The organism is Mesorhizobium tamadayense (genome assembly GCF_003863365.1).
Classification (GTDB): Bacteria; Pseudomonadota; Alphaproteobacteria; order Rhizobiales; family Rhizobiaceae; genus Mesorhizobium; species Mesorhizobium tamadayense.
The window spans coordinates 20,888-43,682 of sequence record NZ_RQXT01000023.1 but is presented as its reverse complement, the minus strand read 5'-3'; the positions used below and the strand labels follow the sequence as shown (position 1 = coordinate 43,682).

Genomic DNA, 22,795 nt, shown 5'->3' with positions numbered 1-22,795 from the left:
GATTGGCAGCTTCGCCGCCGGCACTTTTTCTGCAGCGCTGGAGATTGGCGAAAGCAGGCATGACATCCAATCTCCCCCCTTGAGGGGGAGATGTCCGGCAGGACAGAGGGGGGTGCTGTCCCGCCAGCATCTCCGTTAAAGCGACCATCCTCAATTCCCCTCGAACACCGGCTTTTCCTTGGCGACGAAGGCCTTGTACGCCCTCTCGAAATCGCCGGTCTGCATGCAGATCGCCTGCGCCTGCGCTTCCGCCTCGATCGCCTGGTCGAGACCCATCGACCATTCCTGGTTGAGCTGTGTCTTGGTGATGCTGTGCGCGAATATCGGGCCGGAGACGATGCGCGCCGCCATGTCGAGCGCGTCGGCCTCGAGCGCAGCCGCATCGACCAGGCGGTTGTAGAAACCCCAGCGCTCGCCTTCGGCGGCGCTCATCGTGCGACCCGTGTAGAGCAGCTCGGCCGCGCGGCCCTGGCCAATGATGCGCGGCAGGATCGCGCAGGCTCCCATGTCGCAGCCGGCAAGCCCGACGCGGGTGAATAGGAAGGCGGTCTTCGCCTCCGGCGTGGCGATGCGGATGTCGGAAGCCATGGCGATGATCGCGCCGGCCCCGACCGCAACCCCATCGACTGCCGCGATGATCGGCTTGCCGCAATTGAGCATCGCCTTGACGAAATCGCCGGTCATGCGCGTGAAGGCGAGCAGCGCCTTCATGTCCATCTTGACCAGCGGCCCGATGATGTCGTGGACATCGCCGCCCGAGCAGAAATTGCCGCCATTGGGCAGGAACACGACGGCGTCGACATCGTCGGCATAGGCGAGGTCGCGAAAGGTGTCACGGAGTTCCGCATAGCTGTCGAAGGTCAGCGGGTTCTTGCGCTCCGGCCGGTCGAGCCTGATTTTTGCGACCTTGCCTTCGACTTCCCAGAGAAAGTGCTTTGGCTTGAGCTTGGCCATGGCGCTCATTCGCGTCCCTCCCAATTGCTGCGGAACGATTTCAGCATGCCGGTCAGTCGGCGCGCCTCGTCTTCGCTGACATTGCCGAGCAGCTCGCCGACCCAGATTTCATGCGCGGCGGCGATTGCCGCGAAAGACTTCGAGCCTTCTTCGGTCAGCCGCACCATAGATGTGCGGCGGTCGCCATTGCGGCGCGCCCGCGTCACCAGCCCTTCGGAAACCAGCCGGTCGACGATCCCCGTGACATTGCCGTTCGACACCAGCAGGAAGCGCGACAGGTCGCTCATCAGCATGCCTTCCGGCGACCGGTAGAGCGCCGCCATCACATCGAAGCGCGGCAGCGTGGTGTCGAACTCCTTCTTCAGCCGCTCGCGCAGCTCGGCCTCGATCGTGCGCGAAGCGCGCAGCAGCCTGATCCACAGGCGCAGCCTGTCCTTGCCCGGCCCGGCGGAGGTCGGTCCCGCTACCATGTCTCGCCTCCCGAAACCGAGATCGCCTGCCCGGTGATCGATCGCGCGGCGTCGCTGCACAGCCAGAGCACCGCCGCGGCGACTTCCTCCGGCTGGATGAAGCGGCCCTGCGGGTTGATCGCGGCAAGGCTCGCTCGTGCCTCTTCGGCGGCCCGGCCGGTCTTTGCGACGATGCGCTGGACGGACTCTTCCAGCATTTCGGTTTCGACGAAGCCGGGGCAGACGGCATTGACGGTGACGCCGGATCTGGCGGTTTCGGCCGCGAGCGCCCGCATCAGCCCGACGACGCCATGCTTTGCCGCCACGTAGGGAGCGACGTAAGCATAGCCTTTCAAGCCGGCCGTTGAAGCGACGAAGATGATGCGGCCGATCTTCCGCGCAGCCATGCCGGCCAGCGCCGGCTTCACCGTCAGGAAGGCACCGGTCAGGTTGACGTCGAGCGTGCGCCGCCAGTCGACAAGCGCGGTTCTGTGCGCCGGGGCGCTGCCGGACATGCCGGCATTGGCGACGACGATGTCGATTGGTCCGCGCGCCGCTTCCGCCTTTTCGTAAAGGGAAGCCATCGAAGCTTCGTCGGTGACGTCGGCGGCGATGCCGAAGATGCGGCCGCTCTCTCCCGCGACCTTGGCGAGGGCTGCCTCGCGCCGGCCGCATATGGTGACATTGATACCGGCACCGGCGAGCGCCAGCGCGATGGCTCGGCCGACGCCGGAGCCGCCGCCGCTGACCAGCGCATGGCGCCCTGCAATCGTGGTGGCGCTCATACTTTCAACCCCGCTGCCGCATCGCGCTCGGCCAAACGGTAGATCTGGTCGCGGCCGGGCAGATAGGGATCCGGCCATTTGACGCCGCGATCGCCAAGCGCCACCGCCGCATGCAGCGTCCAGTAGGGATCGGCGAGATGCGGCCGCGCCAGCGCCACCAGGTCGGCGCGTCCCGCCATCAGGATCGAATTGGCATGATCGGGCTCATAGATGTTGCCGACCGCCATTGTCGCCATGCCGACCTCGTTGCGGATGCGATCGGAGAACGGAGTCTGGAACATGCGGCCATAAACCGGCCTGGCGGCGATCGAGGTCTGCCCGGCCGAAACGTCGCAAAGGTCGACGCCGGCCTCATGCAGCAGCTTGGCGATTTCGACCGCGTCGGAGGGTGTGACGCCCTCGATGCCCATCCAATCATTGGCCGAGATGCGCATCGAGATCGGCTTCTCGGACGGCCACGCCGCGCGCACCGCGTGGAAGATCTCCAGCGGATAGCGCATGCGGTTTTCCAGCGAGCCGCCATAGGCGTCGGTGCGGCGGTTGGTCACCGGCGTGATGAAGGAGGAGAGCAGATAGCCATGCGCGGCATGGATCTCCAGCATGTCGAAGCCACAGCGGGCGGCCATCTCGGCCGAGGCGACGAACTGGTCGCGCACAACGTCCATGTCGGCACGGTCCATCGCCTTCGGCACCTGATTCTGCGGCGACCATGGCACGGCGGACGGTGCCATCACCGACCAGTTGCCGTCGGTGAGCGGCACGTCGGTCCCTTCCCAGCCGACCCGCGTCGAGCCCTTGGCGCCGGAATGGCCGATCTGGGCGCAGATCTTCGCTTCCGTCTCGGTATGGACGAAATCCACCAGCCGCTTCCAGGCGACCTCGTGTTCCGGCTTGTAGAAGCCTGTGCATCCAGGCGTGATGCGTCCCTCCGGGCTTACACAGGTCATCTCGATGTAGAGCAAACCGGCGCCGCCCTTGGCGCGCTCGGCATAGTGGGCGAAATGCCAGTCGGTCGGGCAGCCGTCGACCGCCTTGTACTGCGCCATCGGCGACACGACGATGCGGTTGTTGAGCGACATGTCGCGCAGCCTGAACGGCGCGAACATCGGCGCGCGGCGCAGCATGTTGCCGCCGGCGCCGGCCTTGCGCTGGAACCATTCTTCCGCGCCCGCCAGCCATTCGGCGTCGCGCAGCCTGAGGTTCTCGTGGCTGATGCGTTGCGAGCGGGTGAGCAGCGAATAGTTGAACTGTACTGGATCGAGTCCGAGGTATCGTTCGACTTCCTCGAACCATTCGAGCGAATTGCGCGCCGCCGACTGAAGCTTCAGCACCTCGGTGCGCCGCGCATCCTCATACTTGCGGAAGGCGGCCTCGAGGTCGGGCTCGGACTCGGCATAGTCGGCGAGCGCGACGGCGCTTTCCAGCGCCAGCTTCGTGCCGGAGCCGATCGAGAAATGCGCTGACGCCGCCGCGTCGCCCATCAGCGCCAGGTTCTTGTACGACCAGCGCTCGCACAGCACGCGCGGAAAATTGATCCAGGCCGAGCCGCGAATGTGGTTGGCGTTAGTCATCAGCGGATGGCCGCCGAGATGCTTGGCGAAGATGCGCTCGCAGACGGCGATAGATTCCTGCTGCGTCATTTGGCCGAAGCCGAAGCGCTCCCAGGTCGGCTCGCTGCATTCGACGATGAAGGTCGCGGTCTCGCTGTCGAACTGGTAGGCATGCGCCCACACCCAGCCATGCTCCGTCTTCTCGAAGATGAAGGTGAAGGCGTCGTCGAACTTCTGCGTCGTGCCGAGCCACACGAACTTGCATTTGCGGGTGTCGATGTCCGGCTTGAAGACATCGGCGAAAGTGGCGCGGGACTTCGAGTTCAGCCCGTCGGCCGCGACCACCAGGTCATGCGTTTCCATGAAGGGCCTGGGGTCGGCGACATCGGTCTCGAACATCATCTTGATGCCGAGCTCGCGCGCCCGCCGCTGCAGAAGGATCAAGAGCCGCTTGCGGCCGATGCCGCAGAAGCCGTGTCCCGTGGAGACCGTGCGCTCGCCGTCATGGATGACGGCGATGTCGTCCCAGTAGGCGAAATGCTTCCTGATCCAGACTGCGCTGACCGGATCGTTCCTGGTCAGGTTGTCCAGTGTTTCGGCCGACAGCACCACGCCCCAGCCGAACGTGTCGTCGGGGCGGTTGCGCTCATAGACCGTCACCTCATGCGCGGCGTCGCGCAATTTCAGCGAGATGGCAAAGTAGAGTCCGGCCGGTCCGCCGCCGAGAACCGCAACCTTCATGTCTTGCGATCTCCTCTTCGCATCCGGAACCGCCGGGCAAGGCCAGCGGTTCCGACTTTCAGTATCGCGCTCGCGGGAATTTATTTCAAGCTTAAAGTTTTATAATTGAATAATCGCCTGGCGCTTCGCGGGTCAGATCATTTGGCCGGGTCCTTCGGGCTCCACAGCACCGTCTCGGCGTCCTTTTCGTAGGCCATGCCTTCGGGATAGCTGATCGCTTCGAGCTGCAGGCCCCAGGGCGCCTGGAAATAGAGGATGGTCTGGCCGGCCGCCGGTCCTTCCTTGACCGGCAGCGGTCCCAGCCTTGTCTTCACGCCCTTGGCCTCGAGATAGGCTTTCGCCGCGGCAACGTCGTCCACATAGAAGGCGATGTGGAAGCCGCCGATGTCGCTGTTCTTCGGCGTCAAATCCTTCTGGTCGGGTGCGGTGTATTTGAACAGCTCGATGTTCGATCCGCTGCCGCAGCGAACCATGGTGATCTCCTCGATCACCGCCTTCGGGTCGACGCCGAGCAAATCCTGCATGAACGTGCCCTTGTCGTCGGCGAACGGGCCGAAGGACATCGCCTTCTTGCAGCCGACCACTTCGGTGAAGAAATCCACGGCCTGCTTCATGTCGGGCACGGTGATGCCGGTATGGTCGTGCCCGCGCATGCCGGGGATCGTGTCAGCCGAGGCCGCTCCCATTGAGCCGAACAAAGTGGCTGCGAGCATCGCAGTCTGGATTGCGTAGTTCATGTCACCCTCCATTGGCGGGCTGACTTGTCATTTGCGCACGTCCGAGGCCCGCTCGTCGGCATGCGGATATCAAGCTCACTTCATGCCGGCGCCTTGGGCCGCAGCCAGTCCGCGTCGATCTCAGGCAGCGGAATGGCGGCGAGCAGGTCGCGCGTGTAGGTCTCCTTGGGGTTGTCGAACAACGCATCGGTGGCGCTCAATTCGACGATCCTGCCTTCGCGCATGACGATGACCTGCCGGCAGAGCCGCCGGATGACCGACAGGTCGTGGCTGATGAAGGCGACCGTCAGTCCCATCTCGACCGCCAGCTTTTCCAGCAAGGTCAGGATCTGTGCCTGCGTCGAGACATCGAGGCCGGAGACGATCTCGTCGGCCAGCACGAATTTCGGCGACAGTGCCAGCGCCCGCGCGATGCCGACACGCTGGCGTTGCCCGCCCGAAAGCTCGTGGCGGTAGCGGCCGGCGAAATTCTGCGGCAGCCCGACGCGCTGCAAGGCTTCCCCGACACGTTCCTTGAGCCCGTCGCTAAGGCCGTTCTGCCTCAACGGTGCTGCGATGATGTTGAAGATCGTGTGCCGCGGATTGAGCGACGACATCGGATCCTGGAAGATCATCTGCAGGTCGCGCCGCAGCGGCCTGAGCTCGGCTTCCGACAGATGGCCGATGTCGTGCCCCTCGAAGCTGATGGCGCCGGCGCTCGGCTCGATGAGCCTGACCAGCGCGCGCCCGAGCGTCGACTTGCCCGAACCGGACTCGCCGACGATGCCGGTGACCGATCCCTTCGGCAGGTCGAAATCGAGCCCCTTGAGGATCTCTGCCAACGGCGCGCGCCCGATGAGCGGCTTGCGGGTCATGTCGGGCAGCGCCACCTGCAGCCCGCGCACGGAAAACAGCGGCTCAGCCATGGCTGGGTCTCCACGCCTGGTCGGCGGCGGCGATCTCGGCGGCTAGTCCCGCAAGCACCGTCTCGTCCACCGGCTTCAGCGACGCGTAGGGGTCGGTGTAGCGCGGCGTGGCGAGCATCAGGGCCCGCGTGTAGGGGTGCTGGGGTGATGCGAAGAGGTCGACGGTCGCGGCTTCCTCCACCACTTTGCCGGCATAGAGCACCGACACCTTCTGGCTGATCTTGGCGACGACGCCGAGGTCATGGGTGACGAACAGGATCGCCGTGCCGTGGTCGCGCTGCAGCTCAGCGATCAGCCGCAGAATCTGCTTCTGCACGGTCACGTCCAGCGCCGTCGTCGGCTCGTCGGCGACGATCAGCCTGGGCTCCGCCGCGAAGGCCGCCGCGATCAGCACGCGCTGGCGCATGCCGCCGGACAGCTCATGCGGATAGCTTTTGAGCACTCGTTCAGGGTCGCGGATCTGCACCTCGTCGAGCAGCTGGCGGATTCGGCTGTCGGCTCTGTCGCCGCTCCAGCCGAGGATGCGCACCAGCCGGTCGGTCATCTGTGGGCCGATGCGGCGCGAGGGGTTGAGCGCGGTGAGCGGGTCCTGCGGGATCAGCGCCGTGCGGGCGCCGATCAGGGTCCGCCGCGCTTTTGCATCGAGGCGGCCGAGGTCCTCGCCCTCGATTATCATCTCGCCTTCGACGATGCGCACGCTTTTCGGCAGGACGCCCAGCACAGCTTTGCCGATCATCGTCTTGCCGGCCCCGCTCTCGCCGACCAGCGCGCGCACCTCGCCCGGCTGGACAGCGAGCGAGACCGAGCGCAGCACGCGCTGGCCGTTGGCCAGCACGGCGCTGAGCGAACGGATTTCGAGGCAGGGTTTCGCTGTCGCGCTCATCGCAGCACCGGATCGAAGCGCGCCTTCAATCCTTCGCCGAACTGGCTGAAGCAGAGCACGGTGAGGATTAAAGTTGTCAGCGGGAACACCAGCACCCACCAGGCCTGGTGGATCGACAGCCGGCCTTCGGCGATCATGCCGCCCCAGGTCGGATCGTCGGTCGAGATCGACAGGTTGACGAAGGACAGGATCGCCTCGACGATGACGGCGATGCCCATCTCAAGCGAAAGCAGCGCGACCACCGAAGGCAGCACATTGGGCAGCACTTCCCGCAGCATGATGCCCATGCGGCCATAACCGGCGATGCGCGCGCTCTCGACATAATCCATGCGCGCCTGGCTCATCGCCTCGGCGCGGATCACCCGGCAGAAGCGCGTCCAGTCGATGACCGCAATGGCGATGATGACGGAGCTGAGGCCCGTGCCCAGCACCGCCACTAGGAGGATCGCGAACAGCACCGGCGGGAACGCCAACCAGATATCGACGACGCGCGAGATGATGCGGTCGGCCCAGCCGCCGAAATAGCCGGCGATGAGCCCGAGCGCCGAGCCGATGAGACAAGCGGACGCCGCCGCCGCGAACGCAACGATGAAGGCGATGCGTCCGCCGAAGATCAGTCGCGACAACAGATCCCGGCCAAGGCTGTCGGTGCCCAGCCAATAGCCGGGCTCGGCGCCGTCGAGCCAGAAGGGGGGCAGGCGCTCAAGCATCAGATCCTGCGCCAGCGGGTCCTGCGGCGCGACCAGCGGCGCCAAGATCGCCGCCAGCAGCGCAAGCAGCAGCCAGCCGCCGGCAAGCCACAGCCTCGGGCTCGTTCTGCGGCTTGAGGTGCGCGCCTTATCCATGCCGCAGCCTCGGATTGAGCAGCGCATACATCATGTCCACAGTGAGGTTGATCAGCACGAACAGCAGCGCGAAAACCAGCACGATGCCCTGGATCAGCGGCAGGTCGCGGTTGATGACGGCATCGATTGCCATGTTGCCGAGGCCCTCATAGGAGAACAGCCGCTCGACGATGACCGTGCCGCCGATCAGGAAGGTGAACTGCACGCCGACCAGCGTCAGCGTCGGCAATGCCGCGTTCTTCAGCGCCTCGCGCAGGATGACCTGCGTTTCGGAAAAACCTTTCACTCGCGCCAGCACGACATAATCGAGGTCGAGCACTTCCTTCAGCGACTGTTTCAAGAGCTGCGCGATGATCGCGGCCAGCGGCAGCGCCAGCGCAACCGCCGGCATCAGCATGTGCTTGAGCAGGTCCCAGGTGAGGTCGAAGCGGAGCCGAAGCAGGCTCTCGACGAGATAGAACTGGGTGACGAACGGCAGGTCGAGCTGCGGCGACACGCGGCCGGAAATGTCGAACACCGGGATAAGCACGCCGAACAGTAGGATCAGCACCAGGCCCCAGAGGAAATCGGGGATGGAAAGCGTCGCGCCGCTTGCGATGTCGATGCCTGCCTCGACCGCCGTGCCGCGTTCCCGAGCGCCGAGGATCGCGGCAGTGGCGCCGATCGCCACTGCCATCAGAAGGGCCACGGTCGCCAGCTCCAGCGTCGCCGGCAGCCGGTTGAAGACCAGGCCGAGCACATCCTGGCGCAGCGAGATCGAGGTGCCGAAATCGCCGTGCAGCACGCCGCCGAGCCAGATGAAGAATTGCTGCACGATGCCTTTGTCCAGCCCATAGAGCGCTCGCAGCCTGGCGATGTCGTCGTCGCTGGCGCCGGGCGGCAGCATCATGGCGATAGGGTCGCCGGGCGCCACCCGGATGACGACGAAGACGACGACGGCCACGCCGAACAGCGTGACCAGCATCGTCGAGAGACGAACGAGAAATCTTTGCAGCAGCATGCTGGCGTGAGCCTAACGCATTCGCCCCCTCACCCGGCCTCCACTTCGCTCGGCCTCTCCCCGAGGGGTGAGGAGATTGCCTGCGCTTGCGCCAGTCTCTTCTCCCCACCGGGAGAAGGTGGCCGCGAAGCGGCCGGATGAGGGGGCATGCTCAGTTGGAGAAGGAACGCGCTTTACGCCAGCGCACCCCTTCGGCGATGATCAGGCCGGGGTCATCAGCGCCGGCAGCAGCGCGCCGGAGACATGCTGCACCACGTTGACCTTCTTCGAGTGCACGATCGGCTGCGCATACTGCATAAGCGGCAGCACATAGGCCTGCTCGGCGATGTATTTGTCGACGGCCTTCCAGCCGGCGATGCGCTTGGCCTCGTCGTTCTCGCCCCACAGCGGGTTGATCATGTCGACCAGGTCCTTGCTATCCCACACCGAATGCGGGCTCGGACCGTACATGGCAAAACCGGTCGAGGTGGTCGGGTCGCCGATCGCGTTGCCCCAGTTGTAGAAGGCGGCCGGCGCCAGCTTGTCGGCGGCGCGCAGCTCGTAATGCTTGGCGATCTCGTAGACCTCGATCTTGGCCTCTATGCCCACCTTGCGCCACATGCCGACGATCGCCTGGATCATCTCATAGTCCTTGGGCTTGAAGCCCTTGGTCGTCTGGATGGTGAACTTGACCGGCTTTTCCGGCGAATAGCCGGAAGCGGCGAGCAGTTCCTTGGCCTTTTCCGGATTGTGCTCGACCTTGATCGAGGCATCGAAGGCCGCGTATTCCGGCGTCTCCAGCGTCGAGATCGGCTGGCCGTAGCCGCGCAGCAGCCGCTTGACCAGCAGTTCCTTGTCCACCGCCATCACGGCCGCCTGGCGGACATTCTTGTCCAGCATCGCCTCGATGTCGTTGAAGAAGATCATGCCGATGTCGGAGACGTTCTTGATCGAGCCTGCGAGCCCGTCCTTGGCGATCAGCCGGTCATATTCCTCGTAGGGGATTTCGAGCGTCACCTGCGAGGAGCCGGATTCGATCTCGGCAACGCGGCTCGCCGCGTCGGTGACGAACTTGATCGTCACATTCTCGAAGGCCGGCTTGGCGCCCCAGTAATTCGGATTGGCTTTCAGCCGCAGGAAGGCGTTGCGCTCGAACTTGTCGACCATATAGGGCCCGGTGCCGATCGGCGCCTTCTCGAAGCCTTCGGCGCCGACCTTCTCATAATAGGCCTTCGGCATGATGTAGCCGGTCAGGAACGACATCCATTTGAAATAGACCGGGTCGAATTGCACCACGTCGCCGGTGATCTTGTTGCCGTCGATCTTGAAGTTGTTGACGTTCTTCCAGACGAACTGGATCGGGTTGCCGGTCTTTTCGTCGCCGGCCCGCTGCAGCGACCACACAACGTCTTCCGGTGTGAAGGGCGAGCCGTCATGCCAGGCCACGCCGTCGCGCACCGTCATCATCACCTTGGTGCGGTCCTCGTTCCAGCCCCATTCGGTGAGCAGGCCCGGCGTGAAGGAGAGGTCCGGCTTCTGCGGAATGAACTGGTCGAACACCGACTGGTAGAGGCCCTGGATGGTCGGGTTCACCGCCGAAGGTCCGGTGGTCGGGTCCCAGGACGGCAGATTGACGTTGTAGGCGATGGTCAGCTCGCCCGCCGCCTTTGCCGCCCTCGGCAGGCCGAACGTGGCCGCGCCAAGCGCCGCGGCGCCGTATCCGAGAAGATCGCGTCTGTTGATGGTCATGGTCGTTCCCCTTGTTGGTTGTCCCAATTTTGGCTGTCATTGTCCGCGCGGCGTTATTTCATTCGGTAGGTTCAGGATCGTGGGCAACCGCGCCTTGCCCACTTTGAAACTGAGGGTCCCTGGAATTCTTCGGCTCAGCTTCCTCCCAACTGTTGCGCGAGCATGAAGCCCGATCCGGCACCGGTGCCGGCGCCCGGCCATGTCGCGGCGCCGGTGAGGTACAGATTGGCAACCGGCGTTTGCCAGCGCGCGAAGCCGCGCGCCGGACGGAAGAGAAAGTTCTGCGCCAGATGGTGGCTGCCGCAAATCTGGTCGCCGCCGACGAGGTTCGGATTCTCGCGCTCGAGATCGAGAGGCGAGAACACCGCGCGGCCGAGGATCTTCTGGCGCAGCCCCGGCGCGTAGCTCTCAATGATGTCGAGCACGCGCTCGGCATAGGCGTCCTTGACTGCATCCCATTGTCCAGGCGCGATCTTTCCAGCGGCATCGCCTCTGATTTCGGCGGGCAGCATGCGCACCTGGACCCACAGCACATGCTTGCTTTCGGGCGCGCGTGACGGATCGACGGCCGTCGGCTGGCCGACGACGAGCACAGGCTGATTGGGCAACATGCCGGCGATCGCCTGCTGATAGGTGCTCGACATGGCGTCGAGCGAGGGTGCCAGATGCACATAGGCGAACTGGCGAAGCTCGGCGCTCGCGCTCCAGTCCGGCAGGTCGTCCAGCGCCAGATGGATCATCATCGTGCCCGGCGCATGGCGGAAATCTTTCATCGCCGTGTCGAAGGCGGCGTCACCGGAGCCATTGGGCAGCAGCTTGCCCGGCAGCGCTTTCGGTGCGACGCCGGCGATGACGGCCTTGCTGGCGACATGGAAATCGCCGGATGCCAGTCGCACGCCGGTCGCCCGGCCGCCGGCGACGGTGATCTCCGCCACCTCCGCGCCCGTCGCGATCTTGCCGCCGGCCGCTTTGACCATGCCGGCGAGCGCGCGGATGATGGTGTCGGCGCCGCCCTTGCCGAGGACCATGCCAAAGCTCTGGTTGGCCATCGATTCCAGGTAGGGGAAGACGGCGCCGCCGGCGATGTCGGGCGCGAAGTCGAGATGCATGCCCCAGGCGGCGAGGGTCGTGCGGACGTGCGGCGTCTCGAAATTCTCCTCAAGCCACGCGCGCGGCGAGGAGAGAAGCAGCCGGGCGGTATCAAGCGCGCCGGCAAGGCCTTTCCTGCGCCACAGATTCCAGGCCGTGCCGGCAAGCGCCCGCGCGCTCATCGGCGATCCCAGCAGTCGGAAGAGATGCTCGGCTTCGCCCGGAAACGCGCCGACCAGCCGGCGCCAGGTGCCGGCATCGGCGGCGGAGAAAGCCGCCAGCCGCGAGACGGTCTTTTCCAGGTCGTTGCTGACGCCGAACCATTTTCCGTCCGGGAAGGCGCTGGCGAAACAGTCGGCGACGGGCGCGAATTCCAGCCCGTGGCTTTTCAATTCATTTGCATATTTCCGGTGGAAGGCGGAGCCGGCGAACAGGCTCAGATTCATTGCGCCGAAATCGTGCCGGAAACCGGGAAGCGTGTATTCGCCCGTCTGGACGGCGCCGCCGATCGACTGGCTGCGCTCGAAAACCGCGGTTTTCCAGCCTTTGAGCGACAGATGCGCGGCGCATGCCAGACTGTTGTGGCCCGCCCCGACAAAGATGGCGTCGAACTCGCTCACGCCCCGCCTCAAAATGCTTTATGCTTAAAGATAATTGCAGATGCATATGTTTTCGTCTAGTAGGATATTAAGGGCCGCAACGAGCCTTGATCGTCACGAACAAGAGGGAACGAAGACAATGGACACGCAATCACTCCTCGGCGAGGTCGCCGGCCAGCTGCTTTCGGGCGCCATCAAGGTGGTCGACCTGTCGGCACCGCTCGGGCCGGACACGCCGCTGATCAAGCTGCCGCCGGAGCTTGCCGTCGACACGCCGAAGGTCGAGATCCACGCCATCTCGAAATATGACAAGAACGGCCCGTGGTGGGCGTGGAACTGGCTGAAGCTCGGCGAGCATTCGGGCACGCATTTCGACGCGCCGCAGCACTGGATCACTGGCAAGGACTATCCGGACGGCGCGACCGACACCATTCCGGCGCAGAACTTCGTCGGCCCGGTCAATGTCATCGACTGCTCCAAGGAAGCCGCCGCCGACCACGATTTCCTGCTCACCGTCGACCACATCAAGGCCTGGGAAGCCGAGCACGGCGCCATCAACCCCGGCGAATGGGTGGTGATGCGCACCGACTGGTACAAACGCAACGGCTCGGAGGCCGAGTTCCTCAACGCCAACGAGACCGGCCCGCACACGCCGGGCCCGACGGCCGAGGCCATCCAGTTCCTGATCAGCAAGGACATCAAGGGTTGGGGCAGCGAGACGATAGGCACCGATGCCGGCAAGGCCGGCGGCATGGAGCCGCCGTTCCCGGCGCACACGCTGATGCACAAGGCCAACCGCTATGGCCTCGCCAGCCTCTGCAACCTCGACCAGCTGCCGCCCAAGGGCGCGATCCTGATCGCCGCGCCGCTCAAGATCGAGCACGGCACAGGCAGCCCGATCCGCGCGCTGGCGCTGGTGCCGGGCAAGTAGGCGAGGTGGCGGTCTTCGGGAGAAGATCATGCGCGCAGGCGATGGAATGATGATAGAGCAGTGGCCGTCTTGGAGCGCTAGCGCTCTACGGCGCCCCCCTCTGTCCTGCCGGACATCTCCCCCTCAAGGGGGGAGATTGGCAGCTTCCGCGCCCCGCTCTTTCTTGCGGCGTTGGCGATTGGCGAAATCCGCGATGACGGCTGATCTCCCCCCTTGTGGGGGAGATGTCCGGCAGGACAGAGGGGGGCGCGAAGGAACGCGGCTTAGCGCGATTGACGTTCACTTCCCGGAGACACGGAGCCACCGCCGATGACCGCCGCCGATCACATCATCGTCGGCAGCGGCATCAACGCCCTGGTCTGCGCGGCGATGCTTGGCGCCAAGGGCGCCAAGGTGCTCGTGCTCGAGCGCAACGACCGCATCGGCGGCTGCATGCGCACCGAGGAGATCACCGCGCCCGGTTTCATCCATGATGTGATGGCGACGACTTTCGTGCTGTTCATCACCTCGCCGGCCTTTGCCGCGCTCGGCAAGGATCTTGCGCGGCACGGGCTGGAGTTCTGCCACACCGCCACACCCACCGGCGTGCTTCGGCCCGACGGAAGCCATGCGGTGCTTACCACCGACCGCGCCGCCAACATCGCGGCGCTGAACGCAATCGCCTCCGGCGACGGCGATCGCCACGGCGGCGATGTCGGCGGCATCGAGCGCAATGCCGGCCTTCTGTTCGGCCTGCTCGGCGGCGCGCTTTGGTCCTATCCGACGACGAAGCTCATGGCCGGCGAGGCCTGGCGGCGCGGTCCGCGCAACCTAGCCGCCTTCCTGGGCGAGGCGCTGGCGCCGGCGCGTGGCTGGCTGGAAACCGCCTACAAGTCGGAAAGCGTCCGGGCGCTCTGGGCGCCGTGGGTGTTGCATGCCGGGCTTGGACCGGAAGACGCCTTTTCCGGCCAGATCGCCAAGGTCATCGCTTTCGCTCTTGAAGCCGCCGGGGCGCCGATCGTCAAGGGCGGCGCGAAGAACTTGCTTGCCGCTTTCGAGGCGCTGATCAAGGAACGCAGCGGCGAAATCCGCGTTAACGCCGATGCCGCCTCGATCGTTCAGACGGGCGGCCGCGCCAGTGGCGTGCGGCTCGCCTCCGGCGAGACGCTGACGGCGGCAAAGAGCGTCATCTGCTCGGTCACGCCGACCCAGCTCTATGGCCGCCTGCTCGGCAAGGATCCGCCGGAGGCCGCCGCCAAGGCGGTGCATGATTATCGCTACGGCAAGGGCAACTTCCAGATCCATTACGCATTGGATAAGCCGCCGGCCTGGCGCGGCGAGGGGCTGGACAAGGTGGCGCTGCTGCATCTGACGCCGGGTCTCGACGGCGTCTCGAAAGCCTGCAACGAGGCGGTGCGCGGCCTGCTGCCGGAAGTGCCGACCATCTGCGTCGGCCAGCCGCACGCCCTCGACCCGTCGCGTTGCCCGGAAGGCAAGGCGATCCTGTGGCTGCAGCTTCCCGAGGCGCCGCGCGTTATCAAGGGCGACACCGCGGGAAAGCTCGAGGTCCCGGCCGACGGGCAATGGAATGCCGAGCTGCGCGAAGCCTATGCCGACCGCGTCGAGGCGATCCTCGCCAACCACATCGACGGCTTCCGCGAGACCGTGATCGCGCGCCGCGCTTATTCGCCGGCCGATCTCGAAGCGATGAACGTCAACCTCGTCGGCGGCGATCCCTATGGCGGCTCCTCGACCATTGACCAGTCGTTCCTGTGGCGGCCGTTCAAGACAAGCCGCAATCACGAGACCGGCATCAAGGGCCTCTACCATATCGGCGCCTCGACCCACCCGGGCGCAGGTCTCGGCGGCGGTTCCGGCTTCCTGCTTGCGGGGAGGCTCTGATGGAACAGAAGCTTCCGGAAAAGCGCCAGCGCATCTCGACCCTCGGCGAGATTGGCCTGCAGCAATTCGCGCCCTATCTGATGAACCGCATCATGGGCCGCTACAACGCCACCTTGCGCGAGGATTTCCGCAAGCAGGGCCTGACCATCCCGCAGGTGCGCACGCTGGCCGTGCTCTCGGTCACCGACGGCGTAACAGTCAATGATCTCTCAGTCTATACGGTGATCGAGCAGTCGACCTTGAGCCGCACGCTCGACACGCTGGAAGTTCAAGGACTCGTGCGGCGCGAGCAGGGCGTTGCCGACAGCCGTTTCCGCCACGTGTTCCTGACCGATGACGGCCGCGCCCTGTTCACCCGCGCCTGGCCGGCCATGCACGACGCCTTCGAGGCGATGTTCGACGGCGTCGACGATACCGAATATGCCGCGCTGATCGCGATTCTGCAGAAGATGCTGAAGAACATCCGCAAGCACGACATTTGAGTTTGACGTACGCGCCGCCGGCTGATGGCGGCAACGGAAGGAGGCAGAGATGGCCGAACGGTCTTTTGCCAAGGAAGTCGAGAAGCTGAGGCTCGGCGCCGGCGAGGAATTCGCGGGCGAGGGCATCCTCGCCATCACCAAGGCGCTGCTGCAATGCGGCGTCGGCTATGTCGGCGGCTACCAGGGCGCGCCGATCAGCCATCTGATGGATGTGCTCGCCGACGCGCAGGACATTCTGGGCGAGCTCGGCGTGCATTTCGAGGCCAGCGCCTCGGAAGCGACCGCCACCGCCATGCTCGCTGCCTCCGTGCACTACCCGATCCGCGGTGCGGCCACCTTCAAGTCGACGGTGGGCACCAATGTCGCTTCCGACGCGCTTGCCAATCTCGCCTCGGGTGGCGTCACCGGCGGTGCGCTGATCATCGTCGGCGAGGACTATGGCGAGGGCTCCTCCATCATGCAGGAGCGCAGCCATGCCTTTGCCATGAAGAGCCAGGTCTGGCTGCTCGATCCGCGCCCGAACCTGCCCTCGATCGTCAAGGCGGTCGAGGACGGCTTCGAGCTGTCGGAGGCCTCGAACACGCCGGTCATGCTGCAGGTGCGTATCCGCTGCTGTCACGTGCATGGTCATTTCATCGCCAAGGACAACAAGCGCCCGCCGATGTCGGTGGCCGATGCGCTTGCCGCGCCGCGCCGCGACACCGGCCGCATCGTGCTGCCGCCCGCCTCCTTCCTGCATGAGAAGGAGAAGGTTGCCAAGCGCTGGCCGGCGGCAGTGAACTTCCTCCGCGAGCGCAAGATCAACGAGATCTTCGGCTCGGATCACGGCTCGGTCGGCATCGTCATGCAGGGCGGCATGTACAATTCCGTCATCCGCGCGCTGCAGCGGCTTGGCCTCGCCGACACCTATGGCGACACCGACGTGCCCCTTTATGTGCTGAACGCCGTCTATCCGCTGATCGACGACGAGTTTCTCGCCTTCTGCGAGGGCAAGCAGGCGGTGCTGGTCGTCGAGGAAGGCCAGCCCAACTATATCGAGCAGGCCTTTGCCGCCATGCTGCACAAGGCCGGCCGCGGCACGAAGCTGGTCGGCAAGGAGCACCTGCCGATGGCCGGCGAATATACCGGACAGGTGATGCTCGACGGCATCGGCTCCTTCCTGCGGGCGAACGCCCCGCATCTCCTGCCGGGCGAGGTTCGCGCACCGAACAAGGTCGGCGAAGGCGTCGATGCGGCCGATCTCGTCAACGTCGTTCCCGGCCGACCGCCTGGCTTCTGCATCGGCTGCCCGGAGCGGCCGATCTTCGCCGCGACAAAACTGGTCGAACAGGAGCTCGGCAAGCACCACATCGCCTCCGATATCGGCTGCCACCTGTTCTCGATCATGCCGCCCTTCGAGCTCGGCGCCACCACCATGGGTTATGGGCTGGGGCCGGCTTCGGCTTCGGCGTTCAACTCGCCTGAAGCCAAGCGTCGCTCGATCTCCTTCGTCGGCGACGGCGGCTTCTGGCACAACGGGCTGACCTCCTCGATCGGCAACGCCGTCTTCAACAAGAATGACGGCGTCATCGTCATCGTCGACAATTTCTATTCGGCCGCGACCGGCGGGCAGGACATCTTGTCCTCGCGCGCCTCGAACCGGACGAAATCGACCAAGCATCCGATCACCGAGGCGGTGAAGGGCATGGGCGTCAAATGGCTGCGCCATATCGACCGCACCTACGATGTCGGCAAGATGCGAGCCGCGCTGCACGAGGCGCTGACCACCGAGGAGAAGGGGCCGAAGGTCATCGTCGCCTCGTCCGAATGCATGCTCAACCGGCAGCGCCGCGAGAAGCCGCTGGTCGACAAGGCGATCAAGGGCGGTAAGCGGGTGGTCAAGCCGAAGTTCGGGGTCGACGAGGACATCTGCACCGGCGACCATGCCTGCATGCGGCTTTCCGGCTGCCCGTCGCTGTCGGTGAAGTCGCTCGACGATCCGCTGCGCGATGACCCGGTGGCCAGCATCGACCAGAATTGCGTCGGCTGCGGCAATTGCGGCGAGGTGGCGGATGCCGCCGTGCTCTGCCCATCCTTCTACCGCGCCGATGTCGTCCACAATCCCGGCCGCTGGGACCGTTTCCTGGAAGGCGCGCGCCGCGCCGCCATCGGCCTTTTGCAGCGGCGCCGCGAGCGCCGCCGGCTGGTGTTCGCCGATGCCTGACCACAGCTCCGCACTGCGCCCAAAGGCGGGCGCCTCTGATGACGAGCGGGTGATAAAACTCGCCGTGCTTGCCGTCGGCGGCCAGGGCGGCGGCGTGCTCGCCGACTGGATCACGGACGTTGCCGAGCGCAGCGGCTACATCGCGCAATCGACTTCCGTGGCCGGCGTTGCGCAGCGCACGGGCGCCACGATCTACTATATCGAGATGGCGCGCGACACCGGCCGGCTGCCGGTCTTCGCGCTGTCGCCCTCGCAGGGCGATGTCGACATCCTGATCGCCGCCGAGCTGATGGAAGCCGGCCGCGCCATCATCCGCGGCTTCGTCACGCCCGAGCGCACGACGCTGATTACGTCTTCGCACCGCATCGCCGCCGTCTCGGAAAAGATCGAGCCGGGCGATGGTCGGGCATCGTCCGAAAAGGTGCACGCAACAGCGCAAGCGGCGTCCAAGCGCTTCATCGCTTTCGACATGGAAAAGATCGCCGCCGAGAACGGCACGATGATCTCGGCCAGCCTGCTTGGCGCGCTGGCCGGCTCCGACGCGCTGCCGTTCACGCGCGAAAGCTACGAGCAGGCTGTCAGTGCCGGCGGCCGTGACGTCAAGGCCAGCCTCGCCGCCTTCGGCGCCGCCTATGATCGCGCGCGCGGCATCGCGGCCGCACCACGGGGCGAGAAGGCAGTGGAACTTGCCGCTTCCAAAGGCGGCTCAGCGGCGAAAGTTGGTGGCCCGGAAACCCTGCTGAAAGGCTGGCGCGAGCTCGCTGCCCGCGTCGAGGCGCTGCCCGAGCCCGTGCGCGACATGGCGCTCCGCGGCCTGAAGAAGGTCGTCGACTACCAGGACATCGCCTATGGCGGCGAATATCTCGACAGGCTGGACCGGGCGATAGCGCTGGATAGGTCGGAGGACGGCTATGCGCTGTCGATCGCTGCCGCGAAACATCTCGCCAATGCCATGTGCTATGACGACATGATCCGCGTCGCCGATCTGAAGACGCGCTCGACCCGCGACAAACGGGTGCGCAAGGAGGTCGGCGTCAAGGAAGGCTCGGTCCTGCAGGTGACCGAATATTTCCATCCGCGCATCGAGGAATTCTGCGGCACGCTGCCGGCGGGGCTTGGCCTCTATATCGAGAACCGGCCGAAGCTCGCCGCCTTCCTCGACCGCCGCATCAACCGCGGCCGCCATATCCGCACCGACAGTCTTACCGGCTTCGCCATGCTGTGGTTCATCGGCGGCCTGCGCCGCTGGCGCCGCCGCCTGCTGCGCCACAAGGTCGAGACCGCGCATCTGGAGCGCTGGTACGAACTGGCGCTCGCCCATGCGCGCGAAAACTATGCGCTTGCCACCGAAATCCTCAACTGCCGCCGGCTGATCAAGGGTTACAGCGACACCCACGCCCGCGCCCAGTCGAAGTTCGATCGCGTGCTCTCGGCGCTCGCCATGCTCAGGGGCCGCGAAGACGCCGCCGACTGGATCCGCCGCCTGCGCGAGGCGGCGCTGAAGGACGAGCAAGGCGACATGCTCGACGGCGCGCTGAAGACCGTTGCGACGCTCGACGAAGGCCGATAACGAGGACGTGACCCGTCCCGCTCCGACGGATTTCGACCCTGTCTTCCGTTTCACGGAAGTAGGGATGAATCACGGAGACGAACCTTATGTTCATCAAATATTTTCTGCCCATCGCATTGGCCGCCGGGACGTTGATGCTGTCCGGCGCCGGCGCGCAGGCCATGCCGATGGCGAAGCCGGGTGCTGCGCCGCTGCCGGTCGAAACCGTCGGCTGGCGTTGCGGTGCCGGCTGGCACGCGAACCGCCGGGGCAGATGCGTGCCGAATCGCCGCGTGATCATACGGCCGGCGCGCCACTGGCATCCCGGCTTCTGGTACCATCACCGCTGGCACCCCGGCTATTGGAGCCGGTGATCGCTTTCAGGGGACCGACGCCCGCGCCGGAAACGGCGCGGGTGTTTTGCTTAGTTCCTCGCACAAGACAAACGTCGGATTTGGCGACGGCCTCCCAGATTCGTCATCCTTGGGCGCAGTGACGCGAAGCGGAGCGAAGACCCAAGGATCCATGCCATGACCTTTGCCGAAGAATGCAGCGGAGCAAAATTCTGCGCCGTCGCAGCGCTTTGAAGTCACGGCATCGCATCCTATGCGCCGCGTCGCTTCGCTCCTTGCTCCGCCATAGGATGACGAACTGACAGGCGCTTGGTGACAGGAAATAGGCCGGATTGAAGGTCGCGATGGCCTGTCCGATGGACAAAATCAGGGCTCACACCACCAGGCCGCGCATCGGCTTCACCGCCGCCGAGTCCGGAAACACCTTGTCGCCGAGCACCGCGGCGGACAGGCCGAACTGGTCGGCGAGCAGGCCCTTCAGCACCGCGCGCACATCGCTGGTTGGCGCGAGGTCGCGGCCTTCGTAAAGCTGAGCCGGCCTCAGGCCGGGCCAGTCGGCGATGATACGGCCGCCTTTGATCGCGCCGCCGGCGAGCAGCACCACCGTGCCGGTGCCGTGATCGGTGCCGACCGTGCCGTTGATGCGGACGGTGCGGCCGAATTCGGTGATGGCGACGATCGCCGTACCCTTCCAGCGTTCGCCGAGCCCTTTTTCAAATTCCTCGAAGGCGCCGTCGAGGCCGCCGAGCAGATTGGCGAGCCGCCCCGTGGCGCCGCCTTCGTTGACATGCGTATCCCAGCCGTCGAAGGCGAGTGCGGCGATGCGCGGCCCGTCATCCGCCGCCATCAGCTTCGCCGCGCCTTGCGCGGATTGGCGCATGCCGGCGGCGTTGTCGAGGCCACCTTTGGGCTTCGTCGTCTTGGTGTCGAGCTGGTCGCTCATCGCCAGCCGGTCGGCGTCGAGGCCTCTTTGCAGGGCTGCCGCCAGCACCGGATCGCGATGGCTGTAGAGGTCGATCACACGCTCCGCCAGCGCATCGCCCGGCGCCGGCAGCGCCTGTGGCGCCCAGCCGATCACGGGTGCCGCACCGCGGATCACCAGCGGCGTCGACGGCCCGACCGCCAGCCCGCCGGCCTTCGCTATCCTGTCGCCTGCCGGCAGGCTGGCAAGCGCCCGGTTGAGCCAGCCGGTGGTCGCGTTGCCGGGGCCGGGCAGGCCGCTTTCCAGCCCGTCCTGGCCGTCGAAATGCGAGCGGTCGCGATAGCCGGTCGCGGCGGCGTGCACTACCGCCGCCTGGCCGGCCTTGAACAGGCGCGCAAACGCCGGCATCGCCGGATTGAGCGCGAAGAAGCCGTCGAGCGGCAGCGCTGCGTTGTGGCCTGAAAGCGAAAGCGCGATGTCGCCATGCAGGCCGGCATAGTCGGGATCGCCGAACGGACCGACCGTCGACAGCCCGTCCAGCGCGCCGCGCAGCACGACGACGATCAGGCGCGGGTCGCGTCTGTCGGCGGCGCGCGCGAAGCGCGGCAGATAGGCCCAGGCGAACAGCGCGCCGCCGGTCAGTAGAACTGTGCGGCGCGACGGGTTGGGAGTTTCACAAAGAAGGCTCATGGCGCATCTCCGCTGATCGACATTGGACTATCTGCGCTGGAATTCCGGTGCCATCAGCAGCAGCGCCAGGCCCTGCTGTTTGGATTCGGCGCGCGCGATCGCTTCGCGCGTCTCGGCCGAGGCGGAGGCGCCGACGAGCGCATCGAGCATGTCGTTGGGATTGGCGGCATCATCGGCCTGGCGCGCCGCTTGCCAGGCAATGTCGAGGCGCGTCTTCAGGCCTTCGGCCGAAGCCCAGTTGTCGGTCCGGTCGGAAAAGCCGTTCGGCCCGGGCGGTTGCCAGAGCGGCTCGCCCAGCGCCCTTAGCCAGCGAAGCGTTCGTTGCGGCTCGTTGCCGGCGCCAGGGCCGATCGCTCGCCGGACCGCCACCACATAATCGAAGGGCGAACGCAGCTTGGCGAGCGGCATCGACCAGGCTTCCGGCAGGTCGATCAGGGCAAGCGCCAGCGCGCGCAGGTCGCCGTCCGTCTTGGCAAAGACCTCGGCAAGGCGGTCGACCGCCGCCGCCGGCGGATCGTCGGCAAGGAAGTGGCGGGCGAGCTTGGTGGCGATGTGCCGCGCGGTTGCCGGGTGGCGGGCGATGTCGTTGAGCGCGGCCTCGGCCTGACCCATGCCGCCGGCCGGATAGGTCTTGCCGAGAAGTGTCACCTCGCCCGGCTGATGCGCGTTGGCGTTGAATACGAAGCTGCCGGGCTCGCCGAGCCGCCCTTCGCGCCCGGCCATCGTCCAGCCGGTCAGCATGCCGGCGAAGCTGGTGACGTCGGCCTGGCCGTAGCCGCTGCCGACGCCGAGCGTGTGCAGTTCCAGGATCTCGCGGGCGAGATTTTCGTTGAGGCCGCGGCCGCGCCTCTTGCCGGCGCGGGAGTCCGGCCCGATCGACTGCCGGTTGTCGAGATAGAACAGCATCGCCGGGTGACGCTCGACCGCCAGCAGCATGTCGGCGAAGCGGCCGAGCACGAAGGGTCGGACGGCTTCCCGTTCGAAGGCGCCGGCGCTGGCCCGCACGATCTGGGCCTTGGCGACCGAGACGCAGAAATGGTTCGACCAGAAGCCGACCAGCCGTTCGACAAAGTCGGGTGCGGCACCGAGCGCTTTGTCGAAGCGGGCTTGGGCTTCATCGCGGTAGATATCGGCCTCGACAGGCGGCACGACCGGCTTTGCGTGGGTCGGGTTGTCCGCAGTGTCTGCCGCAGGCTGCGTGGCGGGCGTCGCCTTAGCGTCCCGCGCCGCCTTGCGTTCCGCATTCGCAGCCATGCTGGCCTGGATCGCTGCGGTGCTATCCAACAACCCGGCATTCCTCGGATCGTCGGCCGAGATGAGCGCGATATCCTGCCGCTTGAGCTCGTCCTTGAGATAGCCGCGCGCGTCGGCCGCGATCTTGCCGGGCTCGTCACTGGGTCTCGCGCCGAGCCCGAAGCGGTTGAGCGCGACAAGCGCCGGATCGGGCGCAGCGGCATTTGAAACGGATAGTGCCAACGCAGCCTCCGTCGGGGCCGACGCAGGTCGCGTCGGCGCATGT

19 protein-coding genes are annotated in these 22,795 nt (G+C 65.9%); 6 read left to right on the top strand and 13 right to left on the bottom strand.

Annotated elements, in window-relative coordinates; all coding sequences use genetic code 11:
• Nucleotides 1-150: 150 nt before the first annotated feature.
• The 11 genes from EH240_RS18985 to EH240_RS18935 all read right to left on the bottom strand — a co-directional run bounded on the left by EH240_RS18985 (nucleotide 151) and on the right by EH240_RS18935 (nucleotide 12,286).
• Nucleotides 151-963: an enoyl-CoA hydratase family protein gene (locus EH240_RS18985; protein WP_125001188.1), complete on the bottom strand. Its 813-nt coding sequence runs from the start codon at nucleotides 961-963 to the stop codon at nucleotides 151-153.
• Entirely contained in the window at nucleotides 960-1,424 is a 465-nt protein-coding gene (locus EH240_RS18980; protein ID WP_125001185.1) for a MarR family winged helix-turn-helix transcriptional regulator, read from the bottom strand. The genes EH240_RS18985 and EH240_RS18980 overlap by 4 nt, the downstream gene beginning before the upstream one ends.
• On the bottom strand, nucleotides 1,418-2,188 hold the full coding sequence (locus EH240_RS18975) for an SDR family NAD(P)-dependent oxidoreductase (protein ID WP_125001182.1): 771 nt from the start codon (nucleotides 2,186-2,188) through the stop codon (nucleotides 1,418-1,420). The genes EH240_RS18980 and EH240_RS18975 overlap by 7 nt, the downstream gene beginning before the upstream one ends.
• The gene (locus tag EH240_RS18970) at nucleotides 2,185-4,479 is read right to left on the bottom strand and encodes a bifunctional salicylyl-CoA 5-hydroxylase/oxidoreductase (protein ID WP_125001179.1); all 2,295 of its coding nucleotides are present in this window, start codon (nucleotides 4,477-4,479) and stop codon (nucleotides 2,185-2,187) included. Before EH240_RS18970 ends, EH240_RS18975 begins: the two co-directional genes overlap by 4 nt.
• Nucleotides 4,480-4,616: 137 nt before the next feature.
• Nucleotides 4,617-5,216 carry a VOC family protein gene (locus EH240_RS18965; protein WP_125001176.1) on the bottom strand — a complete coding sequence of 200 codons (600 nt, stop codon included), beginning with the start codon at nucleotides 5,214-5,216 and terminating at the stop codon, nucleotides 4,617-4,619.
• An 80-nt stretch (nucleotides 5,217-5,296) separates the two neighbouring features.
• Entirely contained in the window at nucleotides 5,297-6,121 is an 825-nt protein-coding gene (locus tag EH240_RS18960) for an ATP-binding cassette domain-containing protein (RefSeq protein ID WP_125001173.1), read from the bottom strand.
• The gene (locus EH240_RS18955) at nucleotides 6,114-7,004 is read right to left on the bottom strand and encodes an ABC transporter ATP-binding protein (RefSeq protein ID WP_125001170.1); all 891 of its coding nucleotides are present in this window, start codon (nucleotides 7,002-7,004) and stop codon (nucleotides 6,114-6,116) included. The genes EH240_RS18960 and EH240_RS18955 overlap by 8 nt, the downstream gene beginning before the upstream one ends.
• Nucleotides 7,001-7,849 carry an ABC transporter permease gene (locus EH240_RS18950; RefSeq protein WP_125001167.1) on the bottom strand — a complete coding sequence of 283 codons (849 nt, stop codon included), beginning with the start codon at nucleotides 7,847-7,849 and terminating at the stop codon, nucleotides 7,001-7,003. The genes EH240_RS18955 and EH240_RS18950 overlap by 4 nt, the downstream gene beginning before the upstream one ends.
• Nucleotides 7,842-8,849, bottom strand: coding sequence for an ABC transporter permease (locus tag EH240_RS18945; protein ID WP_125001164.1), 1,008 nt, complete (start codon nucleotides 8,847-8,849; stop codon nucleotides 7,842-7,844). Before EH240_RS18945 ends, EH240_RS18950 begins: the two co-directional genes overlap by 8 nt.
• A 201-nt stretch (nucleotides 8,850-9,050) precedes the next feature.
• Entirely contained in the window at nucleotides 9,051-10,577 is a 1,527-nt protein-coding gene (locus EH240_RS18940; protein ID WP_125001161.1) for an ABC transporter substrate-binding protein, read from the bottom strand.
• A gap of 134 nt (nucleotides 10,578-10,711) precedes the next feature.
• The gene (locus tag EH240_RS18935) at nucleotides 10,712-12,286 is read right to left on the bottom strand and encodes a phytoene desaturase family protein (protein ID WP_125001159.1); all 1,575 of its coding nucleotides are present in this window, start codon (nucleotides 12,284-12,286) and stop codon (nucleotides 10,712-10,714) included.
• 118 nt (nucleotides 12,287-12,404) lie between these two features.
• Between EH240_RS18935 and EH240_RS18930 the strand changes: the two genes are divergently transcribed.
• The 6 genes from EH240_RS18930 (at nucleotide 12,405) to EH240_RS18900 (ending at nucleotide 19,685) form a co-directional block, all read left to right on the top strand.
• Complete coding sequence (locus tag EH240_RS18930; protein ID WP_125001156.1) at nucleotides 12,405-13,196, top strand: cyclase family protein; 792 nt, start codon at nucleotides 12,405-12,407, stop codon at nucleotides 13,194-13,196.
• A 309-nt stretch (nucleotides 13,197-13,505) separates the two neighbouring features.
• Complete coding sequence (locus tag EH240_RS18920; RefSeq protein WP_125001153.1) at nucleotides 13,506-15,077, top strand: phytoene desaturase family protein; 1,572 nt, start codon at nucleotides 13,506-13,508, stop codon at nucleotides 15,075-15,077.
• Entirely contained in the window at nucleotides 15,077-15,559 is a 483-nt protein-coding gene (locus tag EH240_RS18915) for a MarR family winged helix-turn-helix transcriptional regulator (protein ID WP_125001150.1), read from the top strand. The genes EH240_RS18920 and EH240_RS18915 overlap by 1 nt, the downstream gene beginning before the upstream one ends.
• A 49-nt stretch (nucleotides 15,560-15,608) precedes the next feature.
• Complete coding sequence (locus EH240_RS18910) at nucleotides 15,609-17,762, top strand: thiamine pyrophosphate-dependent enzyme (RefSeq protein WP_125001147.1); 2,154 nt, start codon at nucleotides 15,609-15,611, stop codon at nucleotides 17,760-17,762.
• Nucleotides 17,755-19,332, top strand: coding sequence for an indolepyruvate oxidoreductase subunit beta family protein (locus EH240_RS18905; protein WP_125001144.1), 1,578 nt, complete (start codon nucleotides 17,755-17,757; stop codon nucleotides 19,330-19,332). The genes EH240_RS18910 and EH240_RS18905 overlap by 8 nt, the downstream gene beginning before the upstream one ends.
• Nucleotides 19,333-19,418: 86 nt before the next feature.
• The gene (locus EH240_RS18900) at nucleotides 19,419-19,685 is read left to right on the top strand and encodes a GCG_CRPN prefix-to-repeats domain-containing protein (RefSeq protein ID WP_125001141.1); all 267 of its coding nucleotides are present in this window, start codon (nucleotides 19,419-19,421) and stop codon (nucleotides 19,683-19,685) included.
• Between the two features lie 352 nt (nucleotides 19,686-20,037).
• Here the strand turns inward: EH240_RS18900 and EH240_RS18895 are convergent, their stop codons facing one another.
• Both EH240_RS18895 and EH240_RS18890 read right to left on the bottom strand, forming a co-directional pair.
• Nucleotides 20,038-21,276, bottom strand: a complete 1,239-nt coding sequence (locus EH240_RS18895) for a DUF1501 domain-containing protein (RefSeq protein ID WP_125001138.1) — start codon at nucleotides 21,274-21,276, stop codon at nucleotides 20,038-20,040.
• A 27-nt stretch (nucleotides 21,277-21,303) separates the two neighbouring features.
• Complete coding sequence (locus tag EH240_RS18890) at nucleotides 21,304-22,752, bottom strand: DUF1800 domain-containing protein (protein WP_125001135.1); 1,449 nt, start codon at nucleotides 22,750-22,752, stop codon at nucleotides 21,304-21,306.
• Nucleotides 22,753-22,795 lie beyond the last annotated feature (43 nt).

Bases quoted from the DNA above. Each gene is read 5' to 3' on its own strand.
- EH240_RS18985 (WP_125001188.1), bottom strand. From the start codon at position 963: ATGAGCGCCATGGCCAAGCTCAAGCCAAAGCACTTTCTCTGGGAAGTC.
- EH240_RS18980 (WP_125001185.1), bottom strand. From the start codon at position 1,424: ATGGTAGCGGGACCGACCTCCGCCGGGCCGGGCAAGGACAGGCTGCGC.
- EH240_RS18910 (WP_125001147.1), top strand. From the start codon at position 15,609: ATGGCCGAACGGTCTTTTGCCAAGGAAGTCGAGAAGCTGAGGCTCGGC.
- EH240_RS18930 (WP_125001156.1), top strand. From the start codon at position 12,405: ATGGACACGCAATCACTCCTCGGCGAGGTCGCCGGCCAGCTGCTTTCG.
- EH240_RS18970 (WP_125001179.1), bottom strand. From the start codon at position 4,479: ATGAAGGTTGCGGTTCTCGGCGGCGGACCGGCCGGACTCTACTTTGCC.
- EH240_RS18950 (WP_125001167.1), bottom strand. From the start codon at position 7,849: ATGGATAAGGCGCGCACCTCAAGCCGCAGAACGAGCCCGAGGCTGTGG.
- EH240_RS18900 (WP_125001141.1), top strand. From the start codon at position 19,419: ATGTTCATCAAATATTTTCTGCCCATCGCATTGGCCGCCGGGACGTTG.
- EH240_RS18920 (WP_125001153.1), top strand. From the start codon at position 13,506: ATGACCGCCGCCGATCACATCATCGTCGGCAGCGGCATCAACGCCCTG.
- EH240_RS18975 (WP_125001182.1), bottom strand. From the start codon at position 2,188: ATGAGCGCCACCACGATTGCAGGGCGCCATGCGCTGGTCAGCGGCGGC.
- EH240_RS18940 (WP_125001161.1), bottom strand. From the start codon at position 10,577: ATGACCATCAACAGACGCGATCTTCTCGGATACGGCGCCGCGGCGCTT.
- EH240_RS18915 (WP_125001150.1), top strand. From the start codon at position 15,077: ATGGAACAGAAGCTTCCGGAAAAGCGCCAGCGCATCTCGACCCTCGGC.
- EH240_RS18895 (WP_125001138.1), bottom strand. From the start codon at position 21,276: ATGAGCCTTCTTTGTGAAACTCCCAACCCGTCGCGCCGCACAGTTCTA.
- EH240_RS18905 (WP_125001144.1), top strand. From the start codon at position 17,755: ATGCCTGACCACAGCTCCGCACTGCGCCCAAAGGCGGGCGCCTCTGAT.
- EH240_RS18955 (WP_125001170.1), bottom strand. From the start codon at position 7,004: ATGAGCGCGACAGCGAAACCCTGCCTCGAAATCCGTTCGCTCAGCGCC.
- EH240_RS18965 (WP_125001176.1), bottom strand. From the start codon at position 5,216: ATGAACTACGCAATCCAGACTGCGATGCTCGCAGCCACTTTGTTCGGC.
- EH240_RS18960 (WP_125001173.1), bottom strand. From the start codon at position 6,121: ATGGCTGAGCCGCTGTTTTCCGTGCGCGGGCTGCAGGTGGCGCTGCCC.
- EH240_RS18945 (WP_125001164.1), bottom strand. From the start codon at position 8,849: ATGCTGCTGCAAAGATTTCTCGTTCGTCTCTCGACGATGCTGGTCACG.